This is a genomic window from Paenibacillus sp. Lou8.1, from assembly GCF_024213565.1.
GTDB lineage: Bacteria > Bacillota > Bacilli > Paenibacillales > Paenibacillaceae > Paenibacillus > Paenibacillus polymyxa_B.
The window spans coordinates 351,906-376,840 of sequence record NZ_JANAVN010000002.1; the positions used below are offsets into that span (position 1 = coordinate 351,906).

Consider the following 24,935-nt stretch of genomic DNA (forward strand, 5'->3'; position numbering starts at 1 on the left):
GTTTTTCCGATGCAAGCAATCGTTATATTCCGTTTTTCCGATAGATTGATTATCTGATAAGCTGAAGAAAATAACAAGAGAAAGAAGGCTTTTCTGCATGACAAATGAAAATAAACTTCAATCCACCATTGGTCTTCCACAGGCCATTGCACTCTATATCGGAGCTGTACTGGGTTCGGGGATATTGATTGTGCCTGGTCTTGCTGCCCAAATGGCGGGGCCGGCATCGCTGCTGGCATGGGGTTTTATGACCCTGCTCATCCTGCCAATGGCACTTTCCATGGGGCTTCTATCTGCCAAATTCCCGAATGCGGGAGGGGTATCGCACTTTGTCACGTTGGCCTTTTCCCCACGTGCCGGTGCTTATATCGGGTGGTTTTTTCTCATGTCGGTTCCGATCGGAGCACCTGTTGCCGCACTCACTGGAGCCGGCTATATGACCACAGCCATGGGCTGGGGAGAGGAAAGCCGCATAATGTTAGCCATTGCTATGCTGGCGGTGGGCCTGATCATCAACTGGATCGGCATGAAGGTCGCGGGACGTATTCAGATCGCAGTCGTCATAGCTATCGTTGCCGTCCTTATATTCGCCATTGCCGCAGCACTTCCTCAGATGAAAACAGTCCACTTCACCCCGTTTGTTCCACATGGCTGGCTCTCTATCGGTCAATCGGCCGCGATTCTGTTTTGGTGCTTTATCGGTTGGGAGGCCGTGTCCCATATGTCAGAGGAATTCACCAATCCTCAGCGGGCGGCCGTTAGAGGTGTGACCATTGCAGCCGTCATTGTCGGTTTACTTTATTTCTTAACTGCGCTGGCTACTGTGGGCACACAAAGTTACCTTGCAGGGGATTCGGATGCTTCGCTCGTATGGGTAATTAGTCGAGCTATCGGGCCATGGGGCGCGATAATTGCAGGCTTGACGGGTATCTTTATTTGTACCGCTACTATTATTGCTTATGTTGGTGCCGCTTCACGTGTGGCTTATGCTTTATCCCGGCAAGGACAGGCCTTTCGCTGGATGGGCAGGTTATCGCAACGTTTCCATACCCCTATCGGAGGCATTGCTTTTCTTAGCGTCTGCTTCGTGATCATTATGGTGTTGTACGGTAGTGGCGCTGTTTCACTCACTAACCTGATCCAGTTCCCGAACGCCACCTTTATTCTGACCTATCTAGGAGGTTGTGCAGCAGGAATTAAGCTTCTGCGTGGTAGTCGCTGGGGCGTTTCCATTAGTTGGATATCGTTCATTTCTACGGCGATCGTTTTCCCCTTTGTCGGATGGGCTATGCTGTACCCTTGCCTGATCACCGCTGTCTTATGGATCACAGACCGAATTCGGCACAAACGGACTTTGAATCTTCCGACTTCTACCATTACTGAACAAGAAAAGGCTACTGTCCGTCATGGATAGTAGCCGCTCAAGGCCTTTACTCTAGTTTTTCACCGGAGTAGGGGCCTTGTCCTTTTTCGCAATTTTCAAATACTGATGAAGCTCATGTGTGAGCTGCAATAATGCCGAGCGAATCTCGAATTCCTCCCGGGTTGCGGGAAGCTCCATGGCTTTAAATTCTTCACGAACCTGCTCTAGCAGCTTCTCGGTCTGTCCCGTATAATGTCCAGCCAAAACGTCATTGCTAAGCTGGTCGAACAGCTCGGCCAGAAGCTTGGCCTGCGGCATATGCTGATACATTTGTGCGATCAACTGCATCATGTTTTGGATCGAATCCAGCTGTTCTTTTCGCATATAAAAATACACATTCCAGCCCTCTTGGGGACGAAGCATCTGATTTTCCAAGGAACGCCCCGCCTCAGTAACCCCTTTGGCTATCACGCTGTTCGCTTCAATAACTTCCTTGCCATCCCATATGTATGCTGGACTACGCAGCGTATTGGCCATATTTCTGAATATAACAGAAAATGTCCGATCCACCTCCTGCCGAATTTGTTGCATTGTATTATCAGAACCCGGCATATAGGCTAAATTGACAATCATCGCGGAACCCAGTCCAATCACTAGCAGAGCTAGCTGGGTCAGCAGTACCTCCATATCAATCACGCCGCCGCTGAATACGCGAAAAACTACGACCGAACCGGTGACGATCCCTTCTTTAAACCCCACCCGTACAATGACTGGAAACGCCGTTAAAATATATAATGCCAGTACCCAATCATGGAACCCGAATACCACAAACAAAACACAAGCAAAAAGAAGCCCCACGACGGATGCAAAAAATCTCGCCGAAATGGTACGGAGACTTCTCTTGCGTGTGACATCCACCCCCAAAATCGCTAAAAGCCCTGCTGAGGTGGCTCCATGAATGCCAAAACCCTCCGCAATAAGTACGGCCATTAATGCGGCAATAGCCGTTTTAATCGTACGAAAGCCCATGAAAAATTTCTGTCCTCTCTAGATGAAATCTGTTTCAGCATTTTGCATAATTCGAAATTTATGCATAATGCTCATTTTCATAAATTTTAAGTATTTTCATTTTTCATGGTACTTTATTTTCACGCTTTACACAAATGTTCAGAAATTTTATTATTACCGATGAGGACGACCCGAAAGCAGACGATGCTCCACATACACAACCGCCTGATACATCAGTGTAGCTACGACAGCAATGATCAACAGACTGGACATAACCAGCGTGAAATTGAACACCTGAAAACCATAGATAATCAAATAGCCTAAGCCGTTTTTAGCCACCAGAAATTCACCAACTATCACGCCAACCCATGCCATACCGACATTCACTTTCAGCGTAGAGACGATTGCAGGAAAGGATGCAGGTAAAATCACCTTTTGAAACGTATCACGGCGTGATCCGCCAAACGTGCGAACCACTTTGATCAGATTCGAATCGACTTCCTGAAAGCTGTTGTATACGACTAGTGTCGTAATGATAACGGTAATGGAGAGGGTTGTCATTAGGATAGCAGTAAATCCCGCCCCAAACATGACGATAAAAATTGGACCTAGCGCCACCTTAGGCATACTGTTGAACACGACCATATAGGGATCAAGCACCCTCGACAAAAACGGTGACCACCAAATAAGTACAGCCAGCAACGTACCTAACAGTGTACCGAGTAAAAACCCCGCCATCGTCTCTCCCACGGTGACACCTACATGTCCCCATAATTCACCACTGACCGCATCCTTACCGATCTGGGTAAAAATTTTGCTCGGATAGCTGAACAGTAGTACATCAATCCACTTCAAACGGCCTGCAATTTCCCATAGCACAAACAAAAGCAGTAAAATAGCTGTCTGCACACCTGTCACTAACCATCGTTGCGAACGCCTGCTGCGTAAATACGCCTGATGTAGTCCTTGAATCCAACGTTGCTCAAGCTGATCCGCTTCGTCCTTCATACGTTAACTCACTCCTTTGCTCCCGAAGCCTCCAGTTCACCCCATATTTCATGAAAAAGCTCATTAAAACCCGGCTGCTCGCGTGCATAAAAAGGCTGAGCTTCTCGGATGCAATCCGGAATCTCGAAGGTACGTCGGATATGACCCGGATTTCGACCCATCACTATAATCCGGTCACTGACCGCAATGGCCTCGGCCAAATCATGTGTGACTAAAATAGCCGTCTTCCTCCGCTCGCGCAAGGTTTCCGCAATCAGATCTTCCAGCTGTAGCTTGGTTTGATAATCCAGCGCGGAGAACGGTTCATCCAGCAGCAGCAGTCCCGGATTGGTCGCCAGCGTCCGTACCAGCGCCACGCGCTGGCGCATTCCCCCAGACAACTGGGATGGATGCAGATGCTCCTTCCCTCCCAGACCCATGCCTTCCAGTAACAGCCGTGTCCGCTCACGCGCAGCTTCATCTACTCTGTTGCCTAGCTCCAGACCCAACAATGCGTTATCCATTATCGTCCGCCACGGGAACAGATAATCCTGCTGCAACATGTAACCGACCTCTGGACTCGGACCACTTACCGGCTGACCTTGCAACATAACTTGGCCTGCCGCTGGACGCAGTAGCCCCGCGATCATGGACAGGATCGTCGTTTTGCCGCAGCCGCTTGGACCAACCAAGCTGACAAATTCCCCTGTCTCTACGGAAAAATCAATATTCTCAACCGCCAGCGAAGCTTCACGATCCGTTACATAGACATGCGTCACTTGCTCCAGTCTCACCATCGGGATGGTCGCGTCCAAAGTTAGGCCACTCCGTTCCTCCATCATGACGAACCTCCAGCACCGACACCTGCATCCGTAGATTCAGTTGTGCTCTTTTTCACAGGCGGTTCAGTATTCCCGGTAGAGCTTGACGAAATCGCTTGTTGTGCAAAGCTTGGGTTCACTAGCTTATCTAGTGCAACCGAACTTTTAAGCTCCCCTGCCGAGGTCATGACATCCTGTAAGTTCTTCCATTCCTTTTCCTCAATCATCGGGTTCAAAGCATAGGTACTCTGTTCCTTATATCGCTTGATACTACTCGTTAAAACAGCTAAATCTGTATCTTTAAAATAGGGCGTGATTGCTTCGGCAATCTGTGCAGGTGAATGCGTAGCAATCCACTGTTGTGCCCGATATACAGCATTTGTGAATTTCTGTGCAGCCTCGCTATTTTTGTTCAGGTAGCTTTGCTTAGCCATATATACTGTATACGGCAACTCGCCGCTCTCCACACCGATAGAGGCAACAACCCGCCCACGACCTTCCTTTTCAAAAATAGATGCCTGCGGTTCAAACAGCTGCACATAATCCCCTGTACCGGAGCCGAAAGCAGAGGCAACATTAGCAAAATCAATATTTTGAATCAGCTTCAGATCCTTGTGAGGATCAATGCCGTGTTTGCGAAGCGTAAATTCAAGTGACATTTGCGGCATTCCACCCTTGCGTTGCCCCAAAAAATTTTGTCCTCTCAGCTTTTCCCATTCAAAGCTATCCTGCGTTTGACGGGCAAACAAAAAGGTTCCATCCGTCTGTGTCAGTTGGGCAAAATTAATGATAGGGTCTTCTGCTCCTTGCTGATACACATAAATAGATGTTTCCGCGCCGATGAGCGCGATATCCGCCTGATTGGACAACAACGCCGTCATTGCCTTGTCACCCCCGGGAATCGTTGCCAGCTGGACATCCAGTCCCTCCTGAGCAAACATACCCTGGCTCAAGGCTACATACTGCGGTGCATAAAAGACCGTACGGGCTACCTCGCCTAATCTGATCTCAATCGTCTGCTCCCCTCCTTTGGGGGTGCACCCACTGAGCAACAGTAATCCGAGTAGTGCCGCAGCCACCACAGCTTTGAAACGAGCGCCGTTTTTCATCCTTATTCCCTCCCCACCTTTTTACATCGGTTGACTTCATATATTGTTATGCCATTGTCGATATATTGGTTAATTGCAAAAAAAAAACCCACGTTCGCCCGGGAACGCGGGGTAGATGCTATATGATTTACAGCTTGTATATGGAGGTATATTTCTCTTCCAGATAGTCGGCGAGATAATCCGGGTTCAGATCCTCACCTGTAATGGCTACAATCAACTCGGACGGCGTCCGACTCTTGCCGTAACGGTAAATACGTTCGGTCAGCCATTGCTTGATCGGCTCAAGCTCTCCAGCAGCAATTAATTCATCTAGATTTGGCAACTCTTTGCGTAATGTCGCCAAAATTTGCGCTGCATACATATTGCCAAGCGAGTAGGAAGCAAAATAACCAAAATCACCGCCGGACCAGTGAACGTCTTGAAGTACGCCCAGTCCGTCATTCGGTGGAACAAGTCCCAAGTATTCCTTATATTTCGCATTCCACACCTCGGGGAGACGCTTCACATCCAGCTTTTCATTAAACAGCATTTTTTCAATTTCATAACGGATAATGATATGTAAATTATATGTTAGCTCATCCGCTTCAATACGAATCAGTGAATTTTCCACACGGTTGACTGCCCGGTAGAATTGCTCTGCCGTAACCTTTGCCAAACGATCAGGAAAATGCTTTTGCAAATCATCGTAATACCGATCCCAGAAAGCACGACTGCGTCCGATTTTATTCTCCCACAAGCGGGACTGGGATTCATGAATCCCCATAGAGGTTCCTCCAGACAGTAGTGATCCTGCCAGCTCTGGAGCAATATTTTGTTCGTACAGCGCATGACCTCCTTCATGCAACGAACTGAAAATAGCACTGGCTACATCATCTTGCAGATAATGAGTTGTTATACGCACATCACCTGGATTTAATCCTGTTGCGAAAGGATGTACACTCTCATCCAAACGACCTGCGTCAAAGTCATACCCCATCTGTCCTAAAATGAATAGGCTGAACTTCTCCTGCTGCTTCACATCAAACACACCATCTAAAAAGCTCTTATCCGGCTGGTTCGATGAAGCCTGAATTTTAGACAATAGGGGCACAAGGCGCTTCTTGAGACGATCAAACACAGCATCCAGCTTTTCAACCGTCATCCCCGGCTCATATTGATCCAAAAGTGTGTCATACTCTGTATCCTTAACACCCCAGTAGCCGATAAACTCACGCTTCATGTCTACGATTTTAGACAAGTACGGTTCAAATCCGGCAAAATCGCTATGTTCCTTTGCGTCCTCCCACTTGCTCTCTGCCTGTGCTGCAAGAATGCTATAATCCCGGTATCGGTCTGCCGGAACTGAACGATTCAGTTCATAATTTTTACGGCATTCCTCCACCAATCTGCGATCATTGTCCTCCAGTTGCTTCAGCTTGTCTTCTACGGCAAAAAATTGCAGCAATTGTCCCATTTCATCCGAGATCATCAGCTTGAACATTTCAGTGGACAGCATACCCAACGTCTCCGACCGAATATCAACGCCCTTGCGCGGAGCGCCAGTCCGTAAATCCCAGTGCAGCAGACCTACTGCTTCGCCATAACTACTAATTTTGTGTGCAAGCCCCTTTAAAGCCGTCAATTGATCCAACGTCTGTTGCGTCATATTTGAGGTCACCTCTTTAACTTAAAATGGTTAAAACTTTACAATACCTATACTTGATGATACTTATATTAAAAAGTATAATCAACACACAACATGTACGACCAGCTCCTAAGACCTAAAACAAACGTTGGACTGTACATATCAAACTTTATTAGAATCTGGAGGGAACAATCGTGGATCACATCAAAGAAATTTTAGAGTACAATCGTGTTTTCGTAGAAAACAAAGAATACGAGGCCTATAGAACGGGCAAGTTCCCCAATAAAAAAATGGTCATTATCACCTGTATGGATACACGGCTAACGGAATTACTCCCAAAAGCTATGAACCTGCGCAACGGTGATGTGAAAATCATCAAAAATGCGGGTGCGATTATTTCACAGCCCTTTGGAAGCGTAATGCGCAGTGTGCTAGTCGCCCTGTATGAGCTGGGAGCAGACGAAGTCGTCGTCGTAGGCCATTATGAATGCGGTATGGCTGCATTAAATGCAGATCACATGGTCAATGAAATGCTCGATCGCGGAATTTCTCAGGAAGTGCTGAACACATTAGAAAATTCAGGCATTAAGCTAAATAAATGGTTAAAAGGTTTTGATAACATTGAAGAAGGGGTAAGAACTACCGTGAAGCTTATTAAGAATCACCCGCTTCTCCCCCCTAATGCCCCCGTTCACGGCATGGTTATTCATCCAGATACAGGAGCGTTAACGCTTGTCGTTGACGGGAATGAACAGTAAACAGGATACGCTTCGGCAGAAAGTTACCAGGGTAGTTTAAGCTCGTACATACGAGCCTAAACTACCCTTTTTTATGAAAAAAAGCGCATATACGTGGAGAATGACAAGAGCCAATTTTGGCTAACCTGTGAACGACCTGTCTGAAAGTTGTCAAACCATACAGTTTCAGTGTACACTTTTCATGAAGCAGCAGAATACCTGCCGCAGTGCTGTTACAACCGTTACTATGATGGATGAAGGAGATAAGATCTATGAATTTACTATCGTATGGTCTGTTGGGGCTTCTCGCAAGAGAGGAATCCTCCGGCTATGATCTGATGTTGCGTATTCAGCCTTTTTGGCAGGCTAAGCACAGTCAGATCTATCCGCTACTGGCCCGTATGGAGAGCAAGGAACTGCTAGCCTCTCGTTGGATTCAGCAGTCCGACAAGCCTGATAAGAAAATGTATACCATTACCGACAAGGGAATCCATATGCTTCAGCAATGGTCCCAGGAAGCGTTAGCTGCTCCGGTTACACGGGATGAATTAAGTCTTCGACTGTTCTGTCTTTGGTTGACGGACAAAAGTAGTGCCAATCGTATGCTGGAGGAACGCAAACGTCATTTTATTCAGAAAATCCAGCATCTTGAGGATATACTGAACGACATTCCCGCAGAGAATTTACATTTTGGCAGTAAGAACTTTGGTGACTATATTTTAGTACAAAAAGGACTTTTGAATGCTAAAGCAGGTCTGGAATGGTGCCAAATGGTTCTGCGTATGCTGCTTGCCGGTGATGTCAGTACGGATACTAATCCGTTTTTACTTAAGCCGCAAAGCTGAATGCTTTTACCAATCCATGCATAGGATTTATGGGACGTTATTATTTAATTTTTAAAAATTAAAATTCTTTGAAACCCTTTTCCATGCCATTCGTATTACTGGTTAGCGGTTGTTTGACCTATAAAAAAAATTTACTAAGGGGGATATATTTACATGAAAAAAACATTCACTTTGAAAAATATGATGATGCTGATGATGGCTTTTACCCTACTCATTGCTATGATCGCACCATCTACAGCTGATGCAAGGCGAGGCGGCGGGTTTAAATCCGGGCCTAAATCATACCAATCTACACCAAGCAAGGCAAATGACAGCAGTGGCGTCAATAAGTCAGATAGCGGAACCAAGTCAGGGGCAACTGCCGGTAATACAAGCAGAACTGGTGGATTCCTTGGCGGTGGCGGCGGATTCCTGAAAGGTATGATGCTGGGCGGTTTGGCAGGTATGCTCTTCGGCGGATTGTTCGGCAACATGGGCGCATTGGGTAGCTTGCTTGGTCTGGCCGTTAACGTTCTCGCCATTTACGTCCTGATCATGGCCGGAGTAGGTATCTACCGTGCTATTAAAAATCGTCGGAGACCAGATGATTCCCGCGGAGGACGTTACTAAGCTATGATTTTGAGTATGGATGAGATTGTCAACGCTATTTGCTTGCATATGGCTGAACGCAAAGGTGTCCAGCCCACTGATGTAACAGTAGAATTAAGCTGGGAAGAGGATACAGGTTATTCCGCAGAAGTCCATGTACAGGGCCGCAGTCAATATCTGGTGGAAGCCAATATGATTGAAGCAATTCTGAGATACCTGTATTCCGAATACAATATTCGTGCCTATCGCGAACAAATCAGATTGGATCTAGATGAAGAAATTACTGCTATTGTCCAAACTTGATTATTTCATAAGAAGAACCGACCTTCGCTTGATGGCAAGGGTCGGTTTTTTTGCTCGTTTTCTAATAGATTATTAGGGTTGCTATAGCATTACATTTAGACGTGGACGTACCTTGACCTTGTTATATGGATTCATTTGCTCTATGAATAGCCTGTCTGCTAAATGATGGAGCCGGAGATAGCTGTACCTGCGGCACCCTTTCGAGTAAGCCACTACCGTACATTTCCCGAAACGGCTGCTCCTCCATATGAATATAGCCGATATAGCAGCCGCATTCTTTCATCCGGCACGGACGTTTGCCACTCAGACCCTCAAGACCATCCCTGTATAAGTGTCCTAGCACCCGTCGATCCTGATAGCAGTGTTTTACTCTTCCGTCACCCTGGACATAAAATACATCTTCACCAGCGCGACATGCCCGCCCCTGACTGCTATAATCCTTTAAATTCCATTGAAAATAGGGGTCTATCGTAGTTAATTCAGCAACCTCAGCATCTGTATAATAATGTGGTCGATCCTTGTAGGCGTTGATCCACAAATAAACATCCCTTGGAAGTTGCGATCGCAAGGAACGAATAGCCGGAAATGCCTGTCTTAACCCGACGGTACCGACACTATAGGAAATGCCAAGTTCATATAGCTTCATAGCCTGCGATATAAAAACTTGCTCTTTCGTCTCTCCAGGGTGATATGTAGCCCACAGCGCAGCAGTCTCCGGGTTCAGTTCTTGCGTCCAATCCAGCTTAGTCGATAGATTCGTCTGTACCGCCACTTTTTCCACATGCGCCATGTGGGAAAACTCAATCATGGTCTTGCGATACCAGGAATGAATCAAGGCTTCTCCATACGGATTAAAAAAAATAGAGAGACGATGCCCCAGAGCGCCCTGTTCTCGAACCCAATCGGCAAAACGTTCCAACTGGGCCCGATCCTTGTTCAATGTTTCCCGACTATCAACGTTTTTACTGAACGGGCAATAAGGGCAAGCATAGTTGCACGAGGTCAACGAACCACGATAATATAAGGTCGCTCTCATGCGCCTACATATCCTTCCATGCGCTCACGTACTGATGTGGAGATCATCCAGTCCCCAATCGCATCGGAATAGGCCATTCCTTCCTCTGTAAGTCGCAGCCTACCCTCCTCGACGACAGCCATACCGGATTCCAGGAGCAATGACATTCCCGTAAAATCGTCCGACAGGGATACATCGAAACGCTCTGCATAGGCCGATAGCTCCAAACCTTCCCGATGAAGAAGCGCCTTTAAGATAAAGCGTCGCTTACTCTCATCCACATTTAAAATAAAGCCGTAGTCAGCCAGATCATGACGTTCCGCAGCAACATAATCTGCGATAATACTACGCGTAGCTGCTGCACTAACACCGTACCGGCTGGCATAGTGAACATTACGTGTATAGGATCGCGCACCACACCCCAGACCAGCCATACCTTCCTCCTGACAACTGTAGGGCAAAAGCGCTTTGCTGGATATACCATCATTTTTTGCAAAACGGCGCATGGAATATTGTACATATCCTGCCCGTTTGAGCCGTTCGCGCGCCACTTCATACAAGCTAAGACGAATATCATGTTCCAGCCCGGTATAGCCTGGCTTTAAAATCGTATTTTCTCGAATATATAGCGGATAAAGAAAAATTTCTCCTGGCGAGTAAGACAGTGCTTCCTCTAAAGAATACAGCCAGGTTTCCACCGTTTGACCAGGCAGGCCATAGATCAGATCCACGTTCAGCAATGGAAAGTTGTATTCCACCAGCCGCTCAAGTGCTTCTCTAACAAGTTTGGGCTTCTGAGGTCGGTAAATGGCGGCACTTTCTGATTCCACAAAGCTCTGAATTCCCATGCTGACACGATCTGTCTCGCGGCGCTTGAGCACCTCCAACCTATCCTCAGTCACAGTATCGGGAGAGGTTTCCACCGAAATAGAAGCTCGTTTAGGGTCCAGTCCCATTATATTTTCCGCTATGTCAAACAAACGCTCCACCAAAGGAGCCTCCAGTAAGGTTGGTGTACCGCCGCCGATCGCAAAACGCGAAAAAGGCCGACGGCCCATAATGGGTGCCCATTGCTTGGCTTGTCTTTCTAGCGCATCCACATACTCCTTATGTACATCCAGACGCTTGTCCGGCAAAGTGAAGAGGTTACAAAATCCACAGCGAGCCGCGCAAAACGGAATATGCATATACAAAAAATAGCTTTCTAACTCCTCCTTCTCCCACAGCTCCTGCAATGAGAGCGGTGTATCAAACGAACGATAGGCCGTTTTATGCGGGTAAGAGTACAGATAGGAGCGGTAGGGAGCTTCACGGATCGTGCGTGCCCATTCAGCAGGAGTTTCAGGCCACTGAAACCTAGAGGGTGCTAAGTTTGTGTCTATCTCCGGGGCTACCGCACCCGTTGGATGTGAGTGATTCAGATTCATGGCTTTCATTTCTGCTCCTTCCTCGCGCTGGATTGATTTCTTGATATTTTACTAGTGCAATCTATATTTCTATTTGCTTTATAATATAAATTCGCGGTAAGGCACATTCCAGACTACCTCATGCGCCAGACGATGTCCTTCATAGCCGTCTTCCCCATAAGCTGTACCATGATCGGAAAAAACCATGCAAAACGTCTTGCCCCGATTTCGTAAAGCATCAAACAAACGTCCAAGCTCACCATCCACATACCGCAAGGCTGCTCGTTGAGACTCCACTGAATCTTTAGCTGAGCCCTTCACAAAATAATGATTAGGCCCATGGATCGCTGATACATTCAGAAACAAAAACAAGCGCTGCGACGGGTCTGTATTCCCCAACAGTTTCAGAGCATGATTCACCTGATGCTCCGTCGAACGGGGGTTGGTAACGCCAAAGTTCATACGCCAGTAGCTTTCTTGGAAATACCCTGGCAGCACTTTGGCAAGCTTATTTTTCTTCGTGAAAAAAATAACGCCGCCGATACAGATGGTCCGATAACCTTCACCCTCTAGCCCGGACACAATATCCGGGGCATCGAACAGCCAGGTATGTGGATGCGTACGCAGTCCCGTATCCTTTGTGTGAAACAGACGGATATGTGAAGTCTTATCCGTATTCGCTGGAGTCGGCAAAAATCCGCCAAAAAAGGCATGATGTGCAGCATAGGTAAAGCTACCCGGTGTATGACGCTTTTCCCACGACCCGGAGCCGCACAAATTCGGACAGTTCTCTTCCTCCAGCTTTGCTACATCATAACGCAGAGTATCAAGCGTAATCATGACAATATCATGAGAGCCGACAATTTGGTTCATATCAATCATATCTGTCTTTCCTTTCCGTACCCACGCTCCTATTAGCGAGGTGCTGCATTTCCCATTCATACGGATTCCAACCCTGATGCTCAACCCGGTACAGCAAATCACCGAACGGATTAACATCCAATACATAGGGACGACCGCCATGAGCCGGAACCAGCACATCCAGTCCAGCAACCATGGAGGCTGGAAAAACACTCATAGCGGCTATCGCCGTAAGCTGGATCGATTCCACCGTATTCTGTGGTAATCCGGCTTCCTTCAGCGTGAGCCGCTCATTACGCAAATGCAAATTCGTAATGGGGCTGTGGCTCAAACGTAAAACCGCATGGCAAGCTTCTGATCCGCACACGAGTTGGCGCACATCATAAACACGCCCGTTCAGGGTCGCTTTGGGAATCCAGCGCTCTACATGTACCCCTTCCAGGCATAGCCAGTTAAGGATAGCATGAATGTCCTGCTTATCCGTATAACGACGCAGTCGTCCGGCATTATAATACACGCGCTGTCCGCGTATGATTTCCGTTCCAATCGTGGTCACCGCCAGTTCCGCGTGTGTATGGGGATGTACCTGATAGGCCATGACACCAGAAGCACCAGACCCACAAAATATTTTCACAAATACGCGGTGAAACCCGCTCTCCTTTATTGCCGCGTGCAGATCGACAACATCATGAAATGCACCACCTGAAGATGCAAGCACTGGCGGGACTCTTATATCTGCCTTGCCTAAATCGGCGCTACAACGCCGTTTGTCGAACATCACGGCCACTTCCGCCGGATCGTTCATCCAGTATGACGAGGGCCAGAGCAGAGCCACTTCATCCCGCAGCCAGGCCAGCAGACGGCAATAGCCCCGGAACCATTGTGCCGGGTGCCAAATACGACCGTGCTGCTCCTGCAGACGTCGCGCTTCTGCCGCCGATATACTTGTGCCTTGTGTCCATTCGGGCCATGGTAACAGAGAATCGTCTCCCTCACCATCCGAGGCGCCAAGAGCAATCAACTCACGCTCTACCTCAAAGCTTTCGCCCGGTGCATCCAGACGAAGCAGCGGACCACTGTTCATCTGCCCCGCCAGTAACTGATCAATGCTCTCTTGCAGAAAGGAACTGCCATTCACGCTATCATGCGTAGCTCGCGCAGCTATTCGCGCCATCAGCTCTCTCAGACCTTGTTTCTGCCGAATAGCTTCCAGCACATTCTTATAGGAAACCTCCAGAGCGGGTGGAAGCATTAATCTGCTTCGCGCCTCCTGCAGCCCGGTAGTTCGACGATTCCCCGGATTACCGAACAAGATAAACGGCTCGCTGACATTACAGTCTGACATCTTAACCATAGAGCCGCCTCACTTTAGATCATTTTAATTTTGAAAACAGTCCGTTTTAAGTCCATTTGTACAAATTACTCAGTCAGTGATGGATAACGCCAATCATCTTCCTCATCCGCTTCTTGTTGATCTTCCACGTTCACAGATAGACCCGAGCTTTTCCAACGTTGCATCATTTCACTAGACATATAATGATAGCTCAAATCCAGATGCTTCAGCCCTTTTATACTTTCACTAGCCAGCAGCGCTTCTGCACCTTTATCAGACAATGTACCTTGTGAGAGATCCAGCACTTCCAGTTGTCCAATCACAAGGGCATTAGCTGCTGCAATTGCAATTTCATCCTGTATTTCACTATCTTTCAGTCCCAAGTATGTAAGTTTGGGGAAAGGATTGCTATTCAAAAACGGCAAAACATCTTTCAGGTTACCATCAAAACCATAGTTATCGACACCCAAATACAGTTCCAGCTTGCGCAGTTCAGGCAGTTCTGCATTGTGTATTTGCTGAAGAACGCTCACTGGCAGGCCGCCACAAATAATAACCAATTCCTGAAGGTTGTTATGACGAAGTGGTTCCAGACTCAGGTCCTGGCTTCCTTTGATATGAAAGGACTCCAACGCTGGAAACGCTTCTAATAACGGGGATAGATTCGTCTGGTTAATCCATGAAACCTCACACTCATCATATTCCATATCACCAATAAACAGCTTGCGTAACTTAGGGAAATGATCTTTAAGCTTCACTAACACTGGGATGAAATCATCTGGTGAGCTCTCATAGGCTCCACCCCAATCTCCAATGATCAGATCCGTAACTTCCGCGCTCTCCGGCTTGGCTGCCAGTTCCTCAAGCAATTTAGCCATCGTTTGGCCATTCTCATAAGCTTCAAAATCCACTACCAATTTTACTTCCATCTTACAATTCCTCCGATCATTTATCTGAGAATGTAATAAAGCTTGAAAACTATCTATTTCCAATTTAGTCTATCCTATTCTACCAATGTTCGTCAAAAATAGTCCTATATCGACATCAATCCTATGTAAAATGTGCTCAATGAAATCAAAACAAGACAGCCCACTAAGCAGGCTGTCTTGCGCATATGTCTATAATAAACTTCTACTATTATATAGTAGTAATTCTAGAACCAAATTATTGGCTAATTGTAATCGGTGAGTTATCGGACAGCAATGCCAGATTATTCACGATCACATTCTCCTCATTGCCCAAGCCACTGGTAACGAGTGTTTGTGAACCTGCCGTCTGAACAGTCTTCACTTCCTTACGTTTCGCATGGTCTCCGTTTACAACATATACATATTCTTTACCTTGATCCTTTTGAACTGCCGCAGTAGGAACCACAATGCCTTCTTGTGCATTGGCAGCGACAAAGCTGATATCAGCCAACATGCCGGATTTCAATTTTGTGTCTGGATTCGCAACTGAGATTTTTACAGGATAGCCTTTTCCACTTGCATCCAACGGGCTTACATTTTTAACTGTACCTGTTGTTACAATGTTGGACGCTGCAACACGAACCTGTACCTTGTCACCTACTTTTACATTGTTGATCTGTTCCGCTGGAACATAGATTAATGTATTGACCGTACTCAGATTCGCAATGACCAGCGCAGGAGATTGAGCGGATACCATTTCGCCCACTTCTGCATTTTTCGTACCCACAATACCATTAATCGGTGATGTAACAACGGTGTCATCCAATGCATCCTGAGCAATGTTTACATTCAGCTGAGCCTGCTTAAGAGATTGTTGGCTGGACTCGATGACCGCAGTATTTTGAGACACTTTGAGTTGGTTTTGCGCATTGCTGTAGCCACTATTGGCATTACTGTAGCTATTTTTTGCTGAATCATAGCTGTTGCGAGCTGTAGTCAAGGCCTTCTGCGCAGCTACCAACTGATCTTGTGCATTAGCCTGCGCATTTTGTGCATTATTGTAAGCCGCTTCCGCATTCACAACTGCTGTTTTGGCTTGTTCTAATTGTGCTTGAGTGCTCGCACCTGCATCAAATAGACTTTGTGTACGTGTTACATTCTTCTGTGCATCTGCCAAAGCTTGCTGCGTTTGTTTTACCGTATTGGCTGCCGAGGAGACACCATGTGTTGCTTGTTCTACGGCTGTAGTGGCTTGATTAATAGCCCCCTGTGCCTGATTGATTGCGCTTTGGGATTGAATCACGCCGCTCTTGGACTGCACTAAGCCCGAGTTTGCTTGAACCATCGTAGATTCGTGGGATGCTTGAGCGGTACTTACTCCGGCTGCTGCCGCAGCTGCTGCGGCGCGAGCTTTCGCAACATTATTCCGCATGTCTTTATCATCAAGCTTGAACAGTACTTGACCCTTTTTAACCTCGGAGCCAATATCCACAGGCAGCTCAACCACTTTACCGCCCACTTTAGGCACAATGTTCACCGTCTCCGAAGGTGTTACCGTTCCTGTATAAATATTTCCCTGTCCGATGATGCCTTGCTGTGCTTGGCTGATTTTAACCGGAACGACCATGTCCTGAGCCGCCCCGCTATTACTGGAGCAGCCTGCCAGCACTGCGCCGCCGAGCACTAAAGCCGCTAATGTACTTTCTACTCTCAATATTTTCATGATAATTCCCTTTCTTTCTGTCCGTGGAAATAATGTAAGTCATCCAGTCGATATTTTGTACTTCACTTATTAAGCTTCCGGCTGTGTCTTTGCTTTCTTCCTCTGAATAAACAAAAAGATGAGTGGAATTGTGCAAAACAGCGGTATGGATGAAATGAGGAACGTATCCCCAATTCCTCTTGATGTAGCATCCAGTGTAATTAAACTACTTATGGATGACATCCATGAGCTGCCCAATGTCGCTTGAAGCGCATGAGCCGAGTCTGGTGTAATGGACTCCGAAATTTGCTGGGCATGAGCAGCCGAACGGCTTTGCATAATGGCGGTTAACACCGCAATCGCCATAGATGCAGCCACAGTACGTACCAGATTGGACGCTGTAGACGCATTGGCTACCTTGCTCGGATGAACGGCATTCATGCCGACCGTGGACAATGGCATCATACAAATACCAATTCCCAGACCCCGTAATGCCATTACGGTTTCCAACCAGGCATGCGAAGTATCTGGCGTAAGCTGGTGAAGATGATAGGTCATAAAGCTGGTTAGCGTCAGGCCCACAAGTCCCAAAGGCACAATGCCGAACTTATCGAATAGCTTCCCGGCAATAGGCATCATAGCCGCCATGGCAATGGCCTGTGGAATGAGGATAATACCGGTATCAATCGGTGACACACGCTGGATATTTTGCAAAAACAACGGTGTTAGGAACGTTCCTCCGTACATCCCCATCATGACCAGACTAGAGGCAATAACACTAATCGTATACTTTGAATTCTTGAATAATGAGATTTCAATTACAGCATTATCCTTGCCGCTTTCTACATAGATCAGAAAAACAAGTGCCCAGAAAGCAATAAACAGCAGGGATACAATTCCAAAAGAAGTCCAGCCATCACGCTGGCCGTTTGTCAATGCGTACAAGAGTGTTCCGGCACAAGTTGCCGCCAGCAAAAACCCCGGTAGATCAAACGGCTTCGGCTCGACTTTAGGCGGTTCTTTGATTAGAAGAATAACCATTAAAATAGCAAATAAAGCAACTGGCACACTGACAATAAACAAGAATCGCCAGTTAAACCACTCAATTAAATATCCGCTTAGCGTAGGCCCTACAGCCGGCGCTGCCATTGCGGCGATCCCCCATATACCAAGGGACATACCGATTTGTTCACGCGGCATAATTTTGTAAATAATCGTCATACTCAGCGGCATAATAACACCACCGCCCAGACCAGCCAGCACCCGTGCTGCGATCAGGGAAGAATCACTCCATGCAAAAATACATATTCCCGTTCCCAGCGAAAATACGCTGAGCGCAAGAATCAAAAACTTTTTGTATCCGAGGCGCTGCTCCATATATCCGGTAATCGGTACGATTACACCAGATGCAAGCGTGTAACCTGTAATAACCCACTGAATACGTGTCGTCGTAGATCCTAAATCTGTCGTCAATCTAGGAATGGCGACATTGATCAGACTGTTGTTCAGAATGGCGACAAAGGCGCCTAAAACGATAGCAAAAAAGGCAAGCCAGCGTTCTTTGGAAGAATCTGTCGAAGGAGCAGCAGCAATATCATTGGCAGCCACATGGACCCCTCCTTTTTAAGGTGTATGAATTTTTACTTCCACGTTCGTTCCAGGAATAAGCTTCAGATCCTTCGGCTTGTTCACAGCAATCTCTACAGGCACACGCTGAGTCACCTTGTTAAAGTTACCACTTGTGTTCACTGCAGGAACGAGTGAGAATACGGCGTTGGAGGCTTCGCCCACTTTACGAACTTTCCCCTGAATCACCTGGTCACCTGCTGCATCAAGCGTAATATCAACAAGCTGTCCTGGTTTAATACGGTTAATATCAGTTTCTTCAATATTCGTAGATACGTACAAGCTGTTCATATCCACCATTGTTGCAACAGCACTACCCGGCGATCCGATTTCATGCTCTTTCGAATAAATCTTAATGACGGTTCCGTTGATCGGCGCGCGCAGTACGGACTTGCTGATCATGCTCGCATCCAACCCCGATACATCCTGCTCGGCAATCGGTTCATTACGCTGAACAACATCTCCTTCTTCCACATCAATGTGACTAATTTCTCCAGAGATTTGCGGCATTACCTTATATTGATCGGCTTGAATGCGCGCATCGTCACTTTTAACAAAGTGTGTTGCTTGATACCAATAATAGTAGCCAATAGCTCCACCGCTCAGAATGAGCAGTACAATGAGGATTGGCAATACAGTTTTCTTACTCACTTCTTCCACCCCTGTTGTCCAAAAAATTTTTATTATTCAACGCTAATATTTTAAAATTGAAATATTAGGCCATTAAACCAAATAGAGAACGTAAATAAACACATGGCAACATTCCATGCAAAAGACAGGACTATCTTATGTACATAGGACAATTTGATCCATGGTCCACAAACCGCTTTTTATATTTAAATATTTTCATATAACTATTGTACATTGAAATATTATAGATATATTTATCTATTCAGGCAACATAAATTTTCAGTTTTTTCATAATTTTTTTTCATAAAAAAGAACCTTGTTTCCAAGGCTCTTTCACGAAAAGGGATAGTTTACAATTAAAGGGTTACACAGTAACGTTAAGAGAAAGGCGTAGGTACAGCTGATCGTTGTTTGCAGTTTTTCGCCTCCTGCCCTTCCTTCGTGTTCTTATTCATTCTGTTTCCCTGAGAAACTTGCTCCCCTATGCACCCCCCGCAACGGCAGCGTTCTGCCGTCCCATGTACATCCTCTTTGGAATCCCGTAATAGCCGTACGTAATCCAGAGATTGCTGTAAAGAAGCAGGTCCCGGAATGAAGCGAACCTTTTTGCCTTCCAGCAGACAGTATACCTCAATAAGCTGAGGAAGAGCTCCAAATGCATAATAACAAAATACATTTGTCATATGTTGGAATGTACTGACAACGTTAGGATTATAGTCAACGATGTACTTTTGAATGAGCAGGGAATCTGCTTCTGCTGATAGTTGCCAAGCAGCCTGAACAATAAGCGAAATATTGACCTCTAACTCAGGCACAGACGTACAAAATTGTTCATACAGCATCACAGGCACCATCAAGTCATTATTTAAGCCACAAATTTTTGACAACTCACCTGACACTTTATTTTTGACATCCCAATAATGGAACAAAGATTCAAAGCTATCTGACTGCTTGGGCCACCATTTCTCCAGCACATACTGGACAGGGACTTCCCGCCGTACCTTTACTTCCATTCCAAAGTATTCGTTAAGCGCATGCCCTACTGCATATTGAACCCGTTGCCGCCAATTCCAGCCCTCACGTCCTCTTTTCCTCTGTGATTGACGGATTGGCTGTGGAGTTCTCCACATCTCCTCCAGCTGATAGTCGTGCAGAAGAGGAAAGCCGCTTAAGCTATCGCTATTGCGCATACCTATCCCTCACTCTCTTCTCAGGACACTTCAATACCAGCCTGTGCAAATTGTCTTCCGTAAGCTCGGCAATTCTCCTTGTCATCATCCAATGGATTGAATTCAATCTTCAGACTCTCTTGAATGACCAATGCACCGCGTTCTTTGACTTTTTCCTCTACCAAGTCCACTGCGCCACAGAATTGCGTATAAGATGTATCTCCACTGCCAAATACTGCGGTCTTTTTACCAGACAAATCAAGTTCGTCTAGTTCCTCGTAAAAATCCAAAAATTCATCAGGAAGCTCACCATCTCCCCATGTATATACACCCAGTAGGAACCCGTCATATGCGAGCAGTTCTTGCGCGCTGCAATCATACGAAGCCTTCAACTCCGCCTCATGCCCTGCCTGACGAACGCCCTCGGCGATCAATTCCGCAATTTCCTCTGTATTACCGGTCAAACTGGCATAAGCAATCATGATTTTACCCAAGTTCATCCCTCACCTTTATTTGAAATATGGGATGCTTTCATTCCCTGTTACTCAAATAATATTTGATAATGATTCTCATTGTCAAATATTAATTTCAAAAACTAGCTTTAATCTTGGGGAGATATACGCAAAACAGCCGCATTACATGCGACTGTTGGCTGATAAACTCTATGGATAAGCACATTAAATTAGAGGCTTGTTTAATTAAGTAGAATTTCAGCTGTGTTGATAAAAAATATTATGTACGTACAATCCAATCCGTTTTTCATTATTATAATAAAAAACGGATTGTTGTACGTACAAGTGGGATTGATTTCATTCTAATATGGAAGCGCTATAATTACAAGTACATCCAAGAAAAAATATTTTAGACCATTTGACTACTTACTTATTTATGTAATCATTCGATTGTTGCTGAGGTTTGTTGTACAATAGACTCCATATGGGGATTTCTGTGCAGCTTGCTGCCTGAATCCTGAATTGACTGCTGAAGGATGGATTGTACATGTATGTAGCACAAGAATGGAAAGACTATGAAGTAATGGATACAGGCGGTGGTGAAAAACTGGAACGTTGGGGTGATATTGTCCTGCGTCGTCCCGATCCGCAAATCATATGGCCTTTGGCCCAGGAAACAGCCGAATGGCGTAATGTTCATGGGCATTATCACCGTAGTTCCTCCGGTGGCGGCAACTGGGATATGAAAAAACCTATCCCCGAGCGCTGGACAATTAGCTATGGACCGCTTAAATTCCACATTAAACCGACCAGCTTCAAGCATACCGGTCTTTTTCCGGAGCAAGCAGCGAACTGGAGCTGGATGATGGATAAAATCAAAGGCGCAGGCAGACCGATTTCCGTACTCAACCTGTTTGCATACACGGGAGGAGCCACTACTGCTGCTGCGTATGCTGGAGCCAGTGTAGTTCACGTGGATGCCGCCAAAGGCATGGTACAGTGGGCAAAGGAAAACGTTCAATTGTCCGGTCTGGCTGACCGTCCGGTACGCTTCATTACGGATGACGTATTCAAGTTCGTGCAACGAGAACAACGTCGGGGCAACCGTTATGATGCCATTATCATGGACCCTCCTTCTTACGGACGCGGACCGAACGGAGAAACTTGGAAGCTTGAAGAAAGCTTATACCCGTTTCTCGAATCCTGCATGAGCATCATTTCGGATCAACCGCTGTTCATGCTGATTAACTCCTATACTACAGGTATTTCGCCTACTGTATTGCGCAACATGCTGAGCATGACCATGCAACAAAAGTACGGCGGACAAATTAGCGCTGGTGAAATCGGATTGCCGATCACACGCTCGGGATTGAATTTGCCTTGTGGTATTCTCGGACGCTGGGAGGCTTAAATTCCTCTTATGACTCAAAATGAACTTACCCGGCATGAGCATGCACAGCCGAACATTCCTGTCCTATATGAGGACAATCATGTTTTGGCAGTTGTAAAGCCTGTCAATGTTCCAACGCAAGAGGATGCCAGTGGTGATCCTGATCTGTTGTCTTTACTCAAGGAAGATCTAAAAATCAGACACAATAAGCCTGGTAACGTTTTTTTGGGCTTAGTTCACAGACTGGATCGGCCTGTAGGTGGGGCCATGATTTTTGCTAAGACGTCCAAAGCTGCTTCTCGCCTGTCAGAGTCGGTACGAAGTCGTCATTTTCACAAACTGTATACCGCAGTTCTGAATGGCGTTCCGACGGACCCACAGGGCCGGCTAACCCATTACTTGCTAAAGGATAGCCGAACCAACACGGTTCAAGCGGTTCGACCTGGCACAGCTGGTGCGAAAGAAGCCATTTTGGAATACTACGTGATCGGACAAGCAGATGGACTCAGTCTCGTACAGATTAAGTTGCACACCGGACGCTCACACCAAATTCGTGTGCAAATGCAGGCGATCGGCTGTCCCCTCTACGGTGACCAAAAATATGGCGGTCATCTGAGCCGACCCGGTCAACAGCTGGCGCTCTGGTCCTTACTCGCTGGAGCACCGCATCCGGTTAGCAAGGACGATATGAGATTTCACTCGTTACCCCCTGTCCAATTTCCATGGAATGAATGGCCAAGGTCGCTTTATGAGAATATGATTACGTCTGAAATTTGAATCGGAAAGCCCTGCTCTATCTGAATATCGATCTTCAACCCCATTTGCACAAAGAACCTGCAACGCATGTGAACAACCATGCATTGCAGGTTCTTTGTTGCAGAAAATTAAATTAATGGTCATCTCATCCTTTTATGACGAGGAAGCCACGGACTGCCCCTTCTTGCTGTTTACCAGCTGTTGACGGGGATGGGCGTTTTGTGCATTCGTATTTTTGATGAAAAATGCTAAAAGCAGAGCGGCCACACTCAACGCTGTTGCAATGATAAAAGCCGAGTTAATCCCATAAATCGTAGCTTGATTACCTGCAGCCAGCATCCCCGCTTTATCCGTCACGCTTATTCCCTCAGATGTAACAATCGATGTCAAACGATTGCTGCTTTGTGTGGACATCACTGTCACCAGAATTGCCGTCCCAATCGAGCCGGAAATCATACGCAGCGTATTACTCATCGCCGTACCATGTGCATTCAATCGTTGCGGAAGCTGATTCAACCCGGCCGTTTGGATCGGCATCATCAGCAACGACATCCCGAACATCCGCACCGTATAATTAATTAACAGTGTCATATAGGTGGTTGTTTCGGTCAACCGCGTAAATTCCCAAGTCGTTATAACCATAATCAGCAAGCCAATTACAGACAACCAGCGTGCTCCAATTCGGTCAAAAATAGCCCCCGTTACAGGAGACATGAGCCCCATTAGAATCGCTCCTGGTAACATCAGCATACCGGACTGGAGCGGTGTAAAACCCCGAATATTTTGCAAATAAATCGGAAGCAATATCATACCGGCGTACAAAGCCATCGTCACAATCACATTAATGATTGTCGTCAAGCTGTACACATCGTATTTAAAGATACGGAACTCCAGCATAGGCTCATCTGCCTTCAGTTGGCGAACAATAAACAAAATAAGCGCAATTGTCCCAACGATAAGCGTAGACAGGACTGGAATACTTCCCCAACCTGATGTTCCTGCATCACTAAAGCCGTATAACAGTCCACCGAAACCGAGCGTAGACAAAATGATGCCTGGAATGTCCAGCTTTGGCTTGGACTGCTCCGTTACATTTTTCAGAAAAATAAATCCGATCACAATTGAAATTACTGATATCGGCAGGATGATCCAGAACAATACCCGCCAGTCATAATGCTGTACTATATAACCGGATAAGGTTGGCCCAATGGCTGGAGCAAAACCCATCGCAATCCCCAGGGTTCCCATCGCCCGGCCACGACGCTCTATTGGGTAGATGTTCAAGATAACGACCATCATTAAGGGCATCATGATACCTGCCCCCGCGGCCTGAATAAGCCGACCGATCAGCAATATGCTGAAGCTTGGGGCTATAGCACATAACAGCGTCCCGATTGAAAAAATAGTCATCGCGCTAATAAACAATTTACGAGTGGAGAAACGGGCAATCAAGAACGCGGTCACCGGGATCAATACCCCATTCACGAGCATAAAGCCCGTGCTGAGCCACTGAGCTATATTGGCATCTATATTCAGATCACTCATCATTTTCGGTAAAGCCACACTGATCAACGTCTGATTTAATATCGCTACAATCGCGCCAATCAACAGAGCGGCCACAATGGGTGCTCTGCGTACATTACCTGGTAGTGTCATTTGAGGACTGCTCAAGTTGATTCATTCCCTTCGGTGTTAATTTCATGATCATTTGTTTATGGATATCCAGGACCATCTCTAGCTGGTCCTTCGGGATGTCCAGAATGGGCAAGACGCGCTCCATCCACATGGCGTCTACTTTTTGCATGATATCTTTCCCTTCCGGCGTAAGCGTCAACACTAAGGATCTACGGTCATGCTCATGCCGTCCGCGAGCAATATATCCCGCCTTGGTCAAGCGGTCAACCACTCCACTCATAGAGCTGCTTCCCACATGCGCTATATCTGCCAACTCGGATAATCCGATGTTGGGGCGTTTATTCAGAATTGCCAAAGCCATATGCTGAATGGCCGTCAGATCCAAATGCTGCTCCTCATTCCAGAAGGCATAAAATATCGTTTTGTTAACCTCCCTTACCGATTGAATAATCCGGTACACCTCAAGTCTGTCTTCCTCTCTGTCACTCACTGAAACCATCCTTCTTTCTAATACCCAATTCACAATCCATATAACATAAACAAGCAACTATTTGTACACGAATTGTTATTTATTAATAACTATTATTTTATCATCTCTTATGTAAATGTCAACATTCACCCAAATATCACCTATACTTCAACACAAAAAAGCGCGGTATGAATACCA

At 46.3% G+C, this 24,935-nt stretch carries 24 protein-coding genes; 7 read left to right on the plus strand and 17 right to left on the minus strand.

The annotated features are described in order from the left end of the window. The first annotated feature begins 97 nt into the window (after positions 1-97). Positions 98-1,414, plus strand: a complete 1,317-nt coding sequence (locus NLX78_RS04560; protein ID WP_250261169.1) for an amino acid permease — start codon at positions 98-100, stop codon at positions 1,412-1,414. 21 nt (positions 1,415-1,435) lie between these two features. On the opposite strand, the gene NLX78_RS04565 is transcribed toward NLX78_RS04560, so the two are convergent. The 5 genes from NLX78_RS04565 to NLX78_RS04585 all read right to left on the minus strand — a co-directional run bounded on the left by NLX78_RS04565 (position 1,436) and on the right by NLX78_RS04585 (position 6,933). Beyond that, positions 1,436-2,392, minus strand: coding sequence for an aromatic acid exporter family protein (locus NLX78_RS04565; protein ID WP_023989050.1), 957 nt, complete (start codon positions 2,390-2,392; stop codon positions 1,436-1,438). A 153-nt stretch (positions 2,393-2,545) separates the two neighbouring features. Further along, entirely contained in the window at positions 2,546-3,379 is an 834-nt protein-coding gene (locus NLX78_RS04570) for an ABC transporter permease (protein ID WP_013310592.1), read from the minus strand. 8 nt (positions 3,380-3,387) lie between these two features. After that, the gene (locus NLX78_RS04575) at positions 3,388-4,200 is read right to left on the minus strand and encodes an ABC transporter ATP-binding protein (protein WP_250261168.1); all 813 of its coding nucleotides are present in this window, start codon (positions 4,198-4,200) and stop codon (positions 3,388-3,390) included. Further along, positions 4,197-5,288: an ABC transporter substrate-binding protein gene (locus NLX78_RS04580; protein WP_061831594.1), complete on the minus strand. Its 1,092-nt coding sequence runs from the start codon at positions 5,286-5,288 to the stop codon at positions 4,197-4,199. Before NLX78_RS04580 ends, NLX78_RS04575 begins: the two co-directional genes overlap by 4 nt. 127 nt (positions 5,289-5,415) lie before the next feature. Further along, complete coding sequence (locus NLX78_RS04585; protein WP_254349739.1) at positions 5,416-6,933, minus strand: carboxypeptidase M32; 1,518 nt, start codon at positions 6,931-6,933, stop codon at positions 5,416-5,418. Between the two features lie 173 nt (positions 6,934-7,106). On the opposite strand from NLX78_RS04585, the gene NLX78_RS04590 reads away from it, so the two are divergent. From NLX78_RS04590 to NLX78_RS04605, 4 genes are all read left to right on the plus strand, one after another. Next, complete coding sequence (locus NLX78_RS04590) at positions 7,107-7,670, plus strand: beta-class carbonic anhydrase (RefSeq protein WP_061831592.1); 564 nt, start codon at positions 7,107-7,109, stop codon at positions 7,668-7,670. A gap of 251 nt (positions 7,671-7,921) precedes the next feature. Next, the gene (locus tag NLX78_RS04595; RefSeq protein WP_061831591.1) at positions 7,922-8,494 is read left to right on the plus strand and encodes a PadR family transcriptional regulator; all 573 of its coding nucleotides are present in this window, start codon (positions 7,922-7,924) and stop codon (positions 8,492-8,494) included. 153 nt (positions 8,495-8,647) lie between these two features. Beyond that, positions 8,648-9,103 (plus strand): hypothetical protein, encoded by a 456-nt coding sequence (locus NLX78_RS04600; protein ID WP_254349740.1) that lies wholly within the window; start codon positions 8,648-8,650, stop codon positions 9,101-9,103. 3 nt (positions 9,104-9,106) lie between these two features. Further along, positions 9,107-9,385 carry a YxcD family protein gene (locus NLX78_RS04605; protein ID WP_013310599.1) on the plus strand — a complete coding sequence of 93 codons (279 nt, stop codon included), beginning with the start codon at positions 9,107-9,109 and terminating at the stop codon, positions 9,383-9,385. 121 nt (positions 9,386-9,506) lie between these two features. Here NLX78_RS04605 and NLX78_RS04610 read toward each other — a convergent pair whose 3' ends face one another. The 10 genes from NLX78_RS04610 to NLX78_RS04655 form a co-directional block, all read right to left on the minus strand. Beyond that, positions 9,507-10,421, minus strand: coding sequence for an STM4011 family radical SAM protein (locus NLX78_RS04610; RefSeq protein ID WP_254349741.1), 915 nt, complete (start codon positions 10,419-10,421; stop codon positions 9,507-9,509). Beyond that, entirely contained in the window at positions 10,418-11,836 is a 1,419-nt protein-coding gene (locus tag NLX78_RS04615) for an STM4012 family radical SAM protein (protein ID WP_250268676.1), read from the minus strand. The genes NLX78_RS04610 and NLX78_RS04615 overlap by 4 nt, the downstream gene beginning before the upstream one ends. 69 nt (positions 11,837-11,905) lie before the next feature. Further along, positions 11,906-12,688, minus strand: a complete 783-nt coding sequence (locus tag NLX78_RS04620) for an STM4013/SEN3800 family hydrolase (protein ID WP_061831587.1) — start codon at positions 12,686-12,688, stop codon at positions 11,906-11,908. After that, complete coding sequence (locus NLX78_RS04625; protein ID WP_254349742.1) at positions 12,681-14,021, minus strand: STM4014 family protein; 1,341 nt, start codon at positions 14,019-14,021, stop codon at positions 12,681-12,683. Before NLX78_RS04625 ends, NLX78_RS04620 begins: the two co-directional genes overlap by 8 nt. 65 nt (positions 14,022-14,086) lie before the next feature. After that, the gene (locus tag NLX78_RS04630) at positions 14,087-14,929 is read right to left on the minus strand and encodes an STM4015 family protein (RefSeq protein ID WP_250261162.1); all 843 of its coding nucleotides are present in this window, start codon (positions 14,927-14,929) and stop codon (positions 14,087-14,089) included. A 235-nt stretch (positions 14,930-15,164) separates the two neighbouring features. Then, positions 15,165-16,631, minus strand: coding sequence for an efflux RND transporter periplasmic adaptor subunit (locus NLX78_RS04635; protein WP_165177104.1), 1,467 nt, complete (start codon positions 16,629-16,631; stop codon positions 15,165-15,167). Positions 16,632-16,700: 69 nt separating this feature from the next. Beyond that, positions 16,701-18,218, minus strand: a complete 1,518-nt coding sequence (locus tag NLX78_RS04640; RefSeq protein WP_235309639.1) for a DHA2 family efflux MFS transporter permease subunit — start codon at positions 18,216-18,218, stop codon at positions 16,701-16,703. 15 nt (positions 18,219-18,233) lie between these two features. After that, a complete protein-coding gene (locus NLX78_RS04645) occupies positions 18,234-18,887 on the minus strand; it encodes an HlyD family secretion protein (protein WP_061831582.1) in 654 nt (217 codons plus the stop codon). A 356-nt stretch (positions 18,888-19,243) separates the two neighbouring features. Beyond that, the gene (locus NLX78_RS04650; protein WP_254349743.1) at positions 19,244-20,056 is read right to left on the minus strand and encodes a hypothetical protein; all 813 of its coding nucleotides are present in this window, start codon (positions 20,054-20,056) and stop codon (positions 19,244-19,246) included. A 20-nt stretch (positions 20,057-20,076) separates the two neighbouring features. Then, on the minus strand, positions 20,077-20,535 hold the full coding sequence (locus NLX78_RS04655; protein ID WP_254349744.1) for a flavodoxin: 459 nt from the start codon (positions 20,533-20,535) through the stop codon (positions 20,077-20,079). 499 nt (positions 20,536-21,034) lie between these two features. On the opposite strand from NLX78_RS04655, the gene NLX78_RS04660 reads away from it, so the two are divergent. Both NLX78_RS04660 and NLX78_RS04665 read left to right on the plus strand, forming a co-directional pair. Beyond that, positions 21,035-21,898: a class I SAM-dependent methyltransferase gene (locus tag NLX78_RS04660; RefSeq protein ID WP_028540694.1), complete on the plus strand. Its 864-nt coding sequence runs from the start codon at positions 21,035-21,037 to the stop codon at positions 21,896-21,898. Positions 21,899-21,907: 9 nt separating this feature from the next. Further along, positions 21,908-22,654 carry an RluA family pseudouridine synthase gene (locus NLX78_RS04665; RefSeq protein WP_254349745.1) on the plus strand — a complete coding sequence of 249 codons (747 nt, stop codon included), beginning with the start codon at positions 21,908-21,910 and terminating at the stop codon, positions 22,652-22,654. Between the two features lie 132 nt (positions 22,655-22,786). Here the strand turns inward: NLX78_RS04665 and NLX78_RS04670 are convergent, their stop codons facing one another. Both NLX78_RS04670 and NLX78_RS04675 read right to left on the minus strand, forming a co-directional pair. Continuing rightward, complete coding sequence (locus NLX78_RS04670) at positions 22,787-24,289, minus strand: DHA2 family efflux MFS transporter permease subunit (protein ID WP_254349746.1); 1,503 nt, start codon at positions 24,287-24,289, stop codon at positions 22,787-22,789. Beyond that, positions 24,273-24,758 (minus strand): MarR family winged helix-turn-helix transcriptional regulator, encoded by a 486-nt coding sequence (locus tag NLX78_RS04675; protein WP_250261159.1) that lies wholly within the window; start codon positions 24,756-24,758, stop codon positions 24,273-24,275. The genes NLX78_RS04670 and NLX78_RS04675 overlap by 17 nt, the downstream gene beginning before the upstream one ends. Positions 24,759-24,935 lie beyond the last annotated feature (177 nt).

What these genes read in the sequence shown, in the direction of transcription:
- NLX78_RS04570 (WP_013310592.1), bottom strand. Translation starts at nt 3,379, where the DNA reads ATGAAGGACGAAGCGGATCAGCTTGAGCAACGTTGGATTCAAGGACTA.
- NLX78_RS04605 (WP_013310599.1), top strand. Translation starts at nt 9,107, where the DNA reads ATGATTTTGAGTATGGATGAGATTGTCAACGCTATTTGCTTGCATATG.
- NLX78_RS04585 (WP_254349739.1), bottom strand. Translation starts at nt 6,933, where the DNA reads ATGACGCAACAGACGTTGGATCAATTGACGGCTTTAAAGGGGCTTGCA.
- NLX78_RS04565 (WP_023989050.1), bottom strand. Translation starts at nt 2,392, where the DNA reads ATGGGCTTTCGTACGATTAAAACGGCTATTGCCGCATTAATGGCCGTA.
- NLX78_RS04620 (WP_061831587.1), bottom strand. Translation starts at nt 12,688, where the DNA reads ATGATTGATATGAACCAAATTGTCGGCTCTCATGATATTGTCATGATT.
- NLX78_RS04615 (WP_250268676.1), bottom strand. Translation starts at nt 11,836, where the DNA reads ATGAAAGCCATGAATCTGAATCACTCACATCCAACGGGTGCGGTAGCC.
- NLX78_RS04650 (WP_254349743.1), bottom strand. Translation starts at nt 20,056, where the DNA reads ATGCGCAATAGCGATAGCTTAAGCGGCTTTCCTCTTCTGCACGACTAT.
- NLX78_RS04575 (WP_250261168.1), bottom strand. Translation starts at nt 4,200, where the DNA reads ATGATGGAGGAACGGAGTGGCCTAACTTTGGACGCGACCATCCCGATG.
- NLX78_RS04625 (WP_254349742.1), bottom strand. Translation starts at nt 14,021, where the DNA reads ATGGTTAAGATGTCAGACTGTAATGTCAGCGAGCCGTTTATCTTGTTC.
- NLX78_RS04560 (WP_250261169.1), top strand. Translation starts at nt 98, where the DNA reads ATGACAAATGAAAATAAACTTCAATCCACCATTGGTCTTCCACAGGCC.
- NLX78_RS04655 (WP_254349744.1), bottom strand. Translation starts at nt 20,535, where the DNA reads ATGAACTTGGGTAAAATCATGATTGCTTATGCCAGTTTGACCGGTAAT.
- NLX78_RS04660 (WP_028540694.1), top strand. Translation starts at nt 21,035, where the DNA reads ATGTATGTAGCACAAGAATGGAAAGACTATGAAGTAATGGATACAGGC.
- NLX78_RS04665 (WP_254349745.1), top strand. Translation starts at nt 21,908, where the DNA reads ATGACTCAAAATGAACTTACCCGGCATGAGCATGCACAGCCGAACATT.
- NLX78_RS04580 (WP_061831594.1), bottom strand. Translation starts at nt 5,288, where the DNA reads ATGAAAAACGGCGCTCGTTTCAAAGCTGTGGTGGCTGCGGCACTACTC.
- NLX78_RS04630 (WP_250261162.1), bottom strand. Translation starts at nt 14,929, where the DNA reads ATGGAAGTAAAATTGGTAGTGGATTTTGAAGCTTATGAGAATGGCCAA.
- NLX78_RS04635 (WP_165177104.1), bottom strand. Translation starts at nt 16,631, where the DNA reads ATGAAAATATTGAGAGTAGAAAGTACATTAGCGGCTTTAGTGCTCGGC.
- NLX78_RS04600 (WP_254349740.1), top strand. Translation starts at nt 8,648, where the DNA reads ATGAAAAAAACATTCACTTTGAAAAATATGATGATGCTGATGATGGCT.
- NLX78_RS04670 (WP_254349746.1), bottom strand. Translation starts at nt 24,289, where the DNA reads ATGACACTACCAGGTAATGTACGCAGAGCACCCATTGTGGCCGCTCTG.
- NLX78_RS04610 (WP_254349741.1), bottom strand. Translation starts at nt 10,421, where the DNA reads ATGAGAGCGACCTTATATTATCGTGGTTCGTTGACCTCGTGCAACTAT.
- NLX78_RS04595 (WP_061831591.1), top strand. Translation starts at nt 7,922, where the DNA reads ATGAATTTACTATCGTATGGTCTGTTGGGGCTTCTCGCAAGAGAGGAA.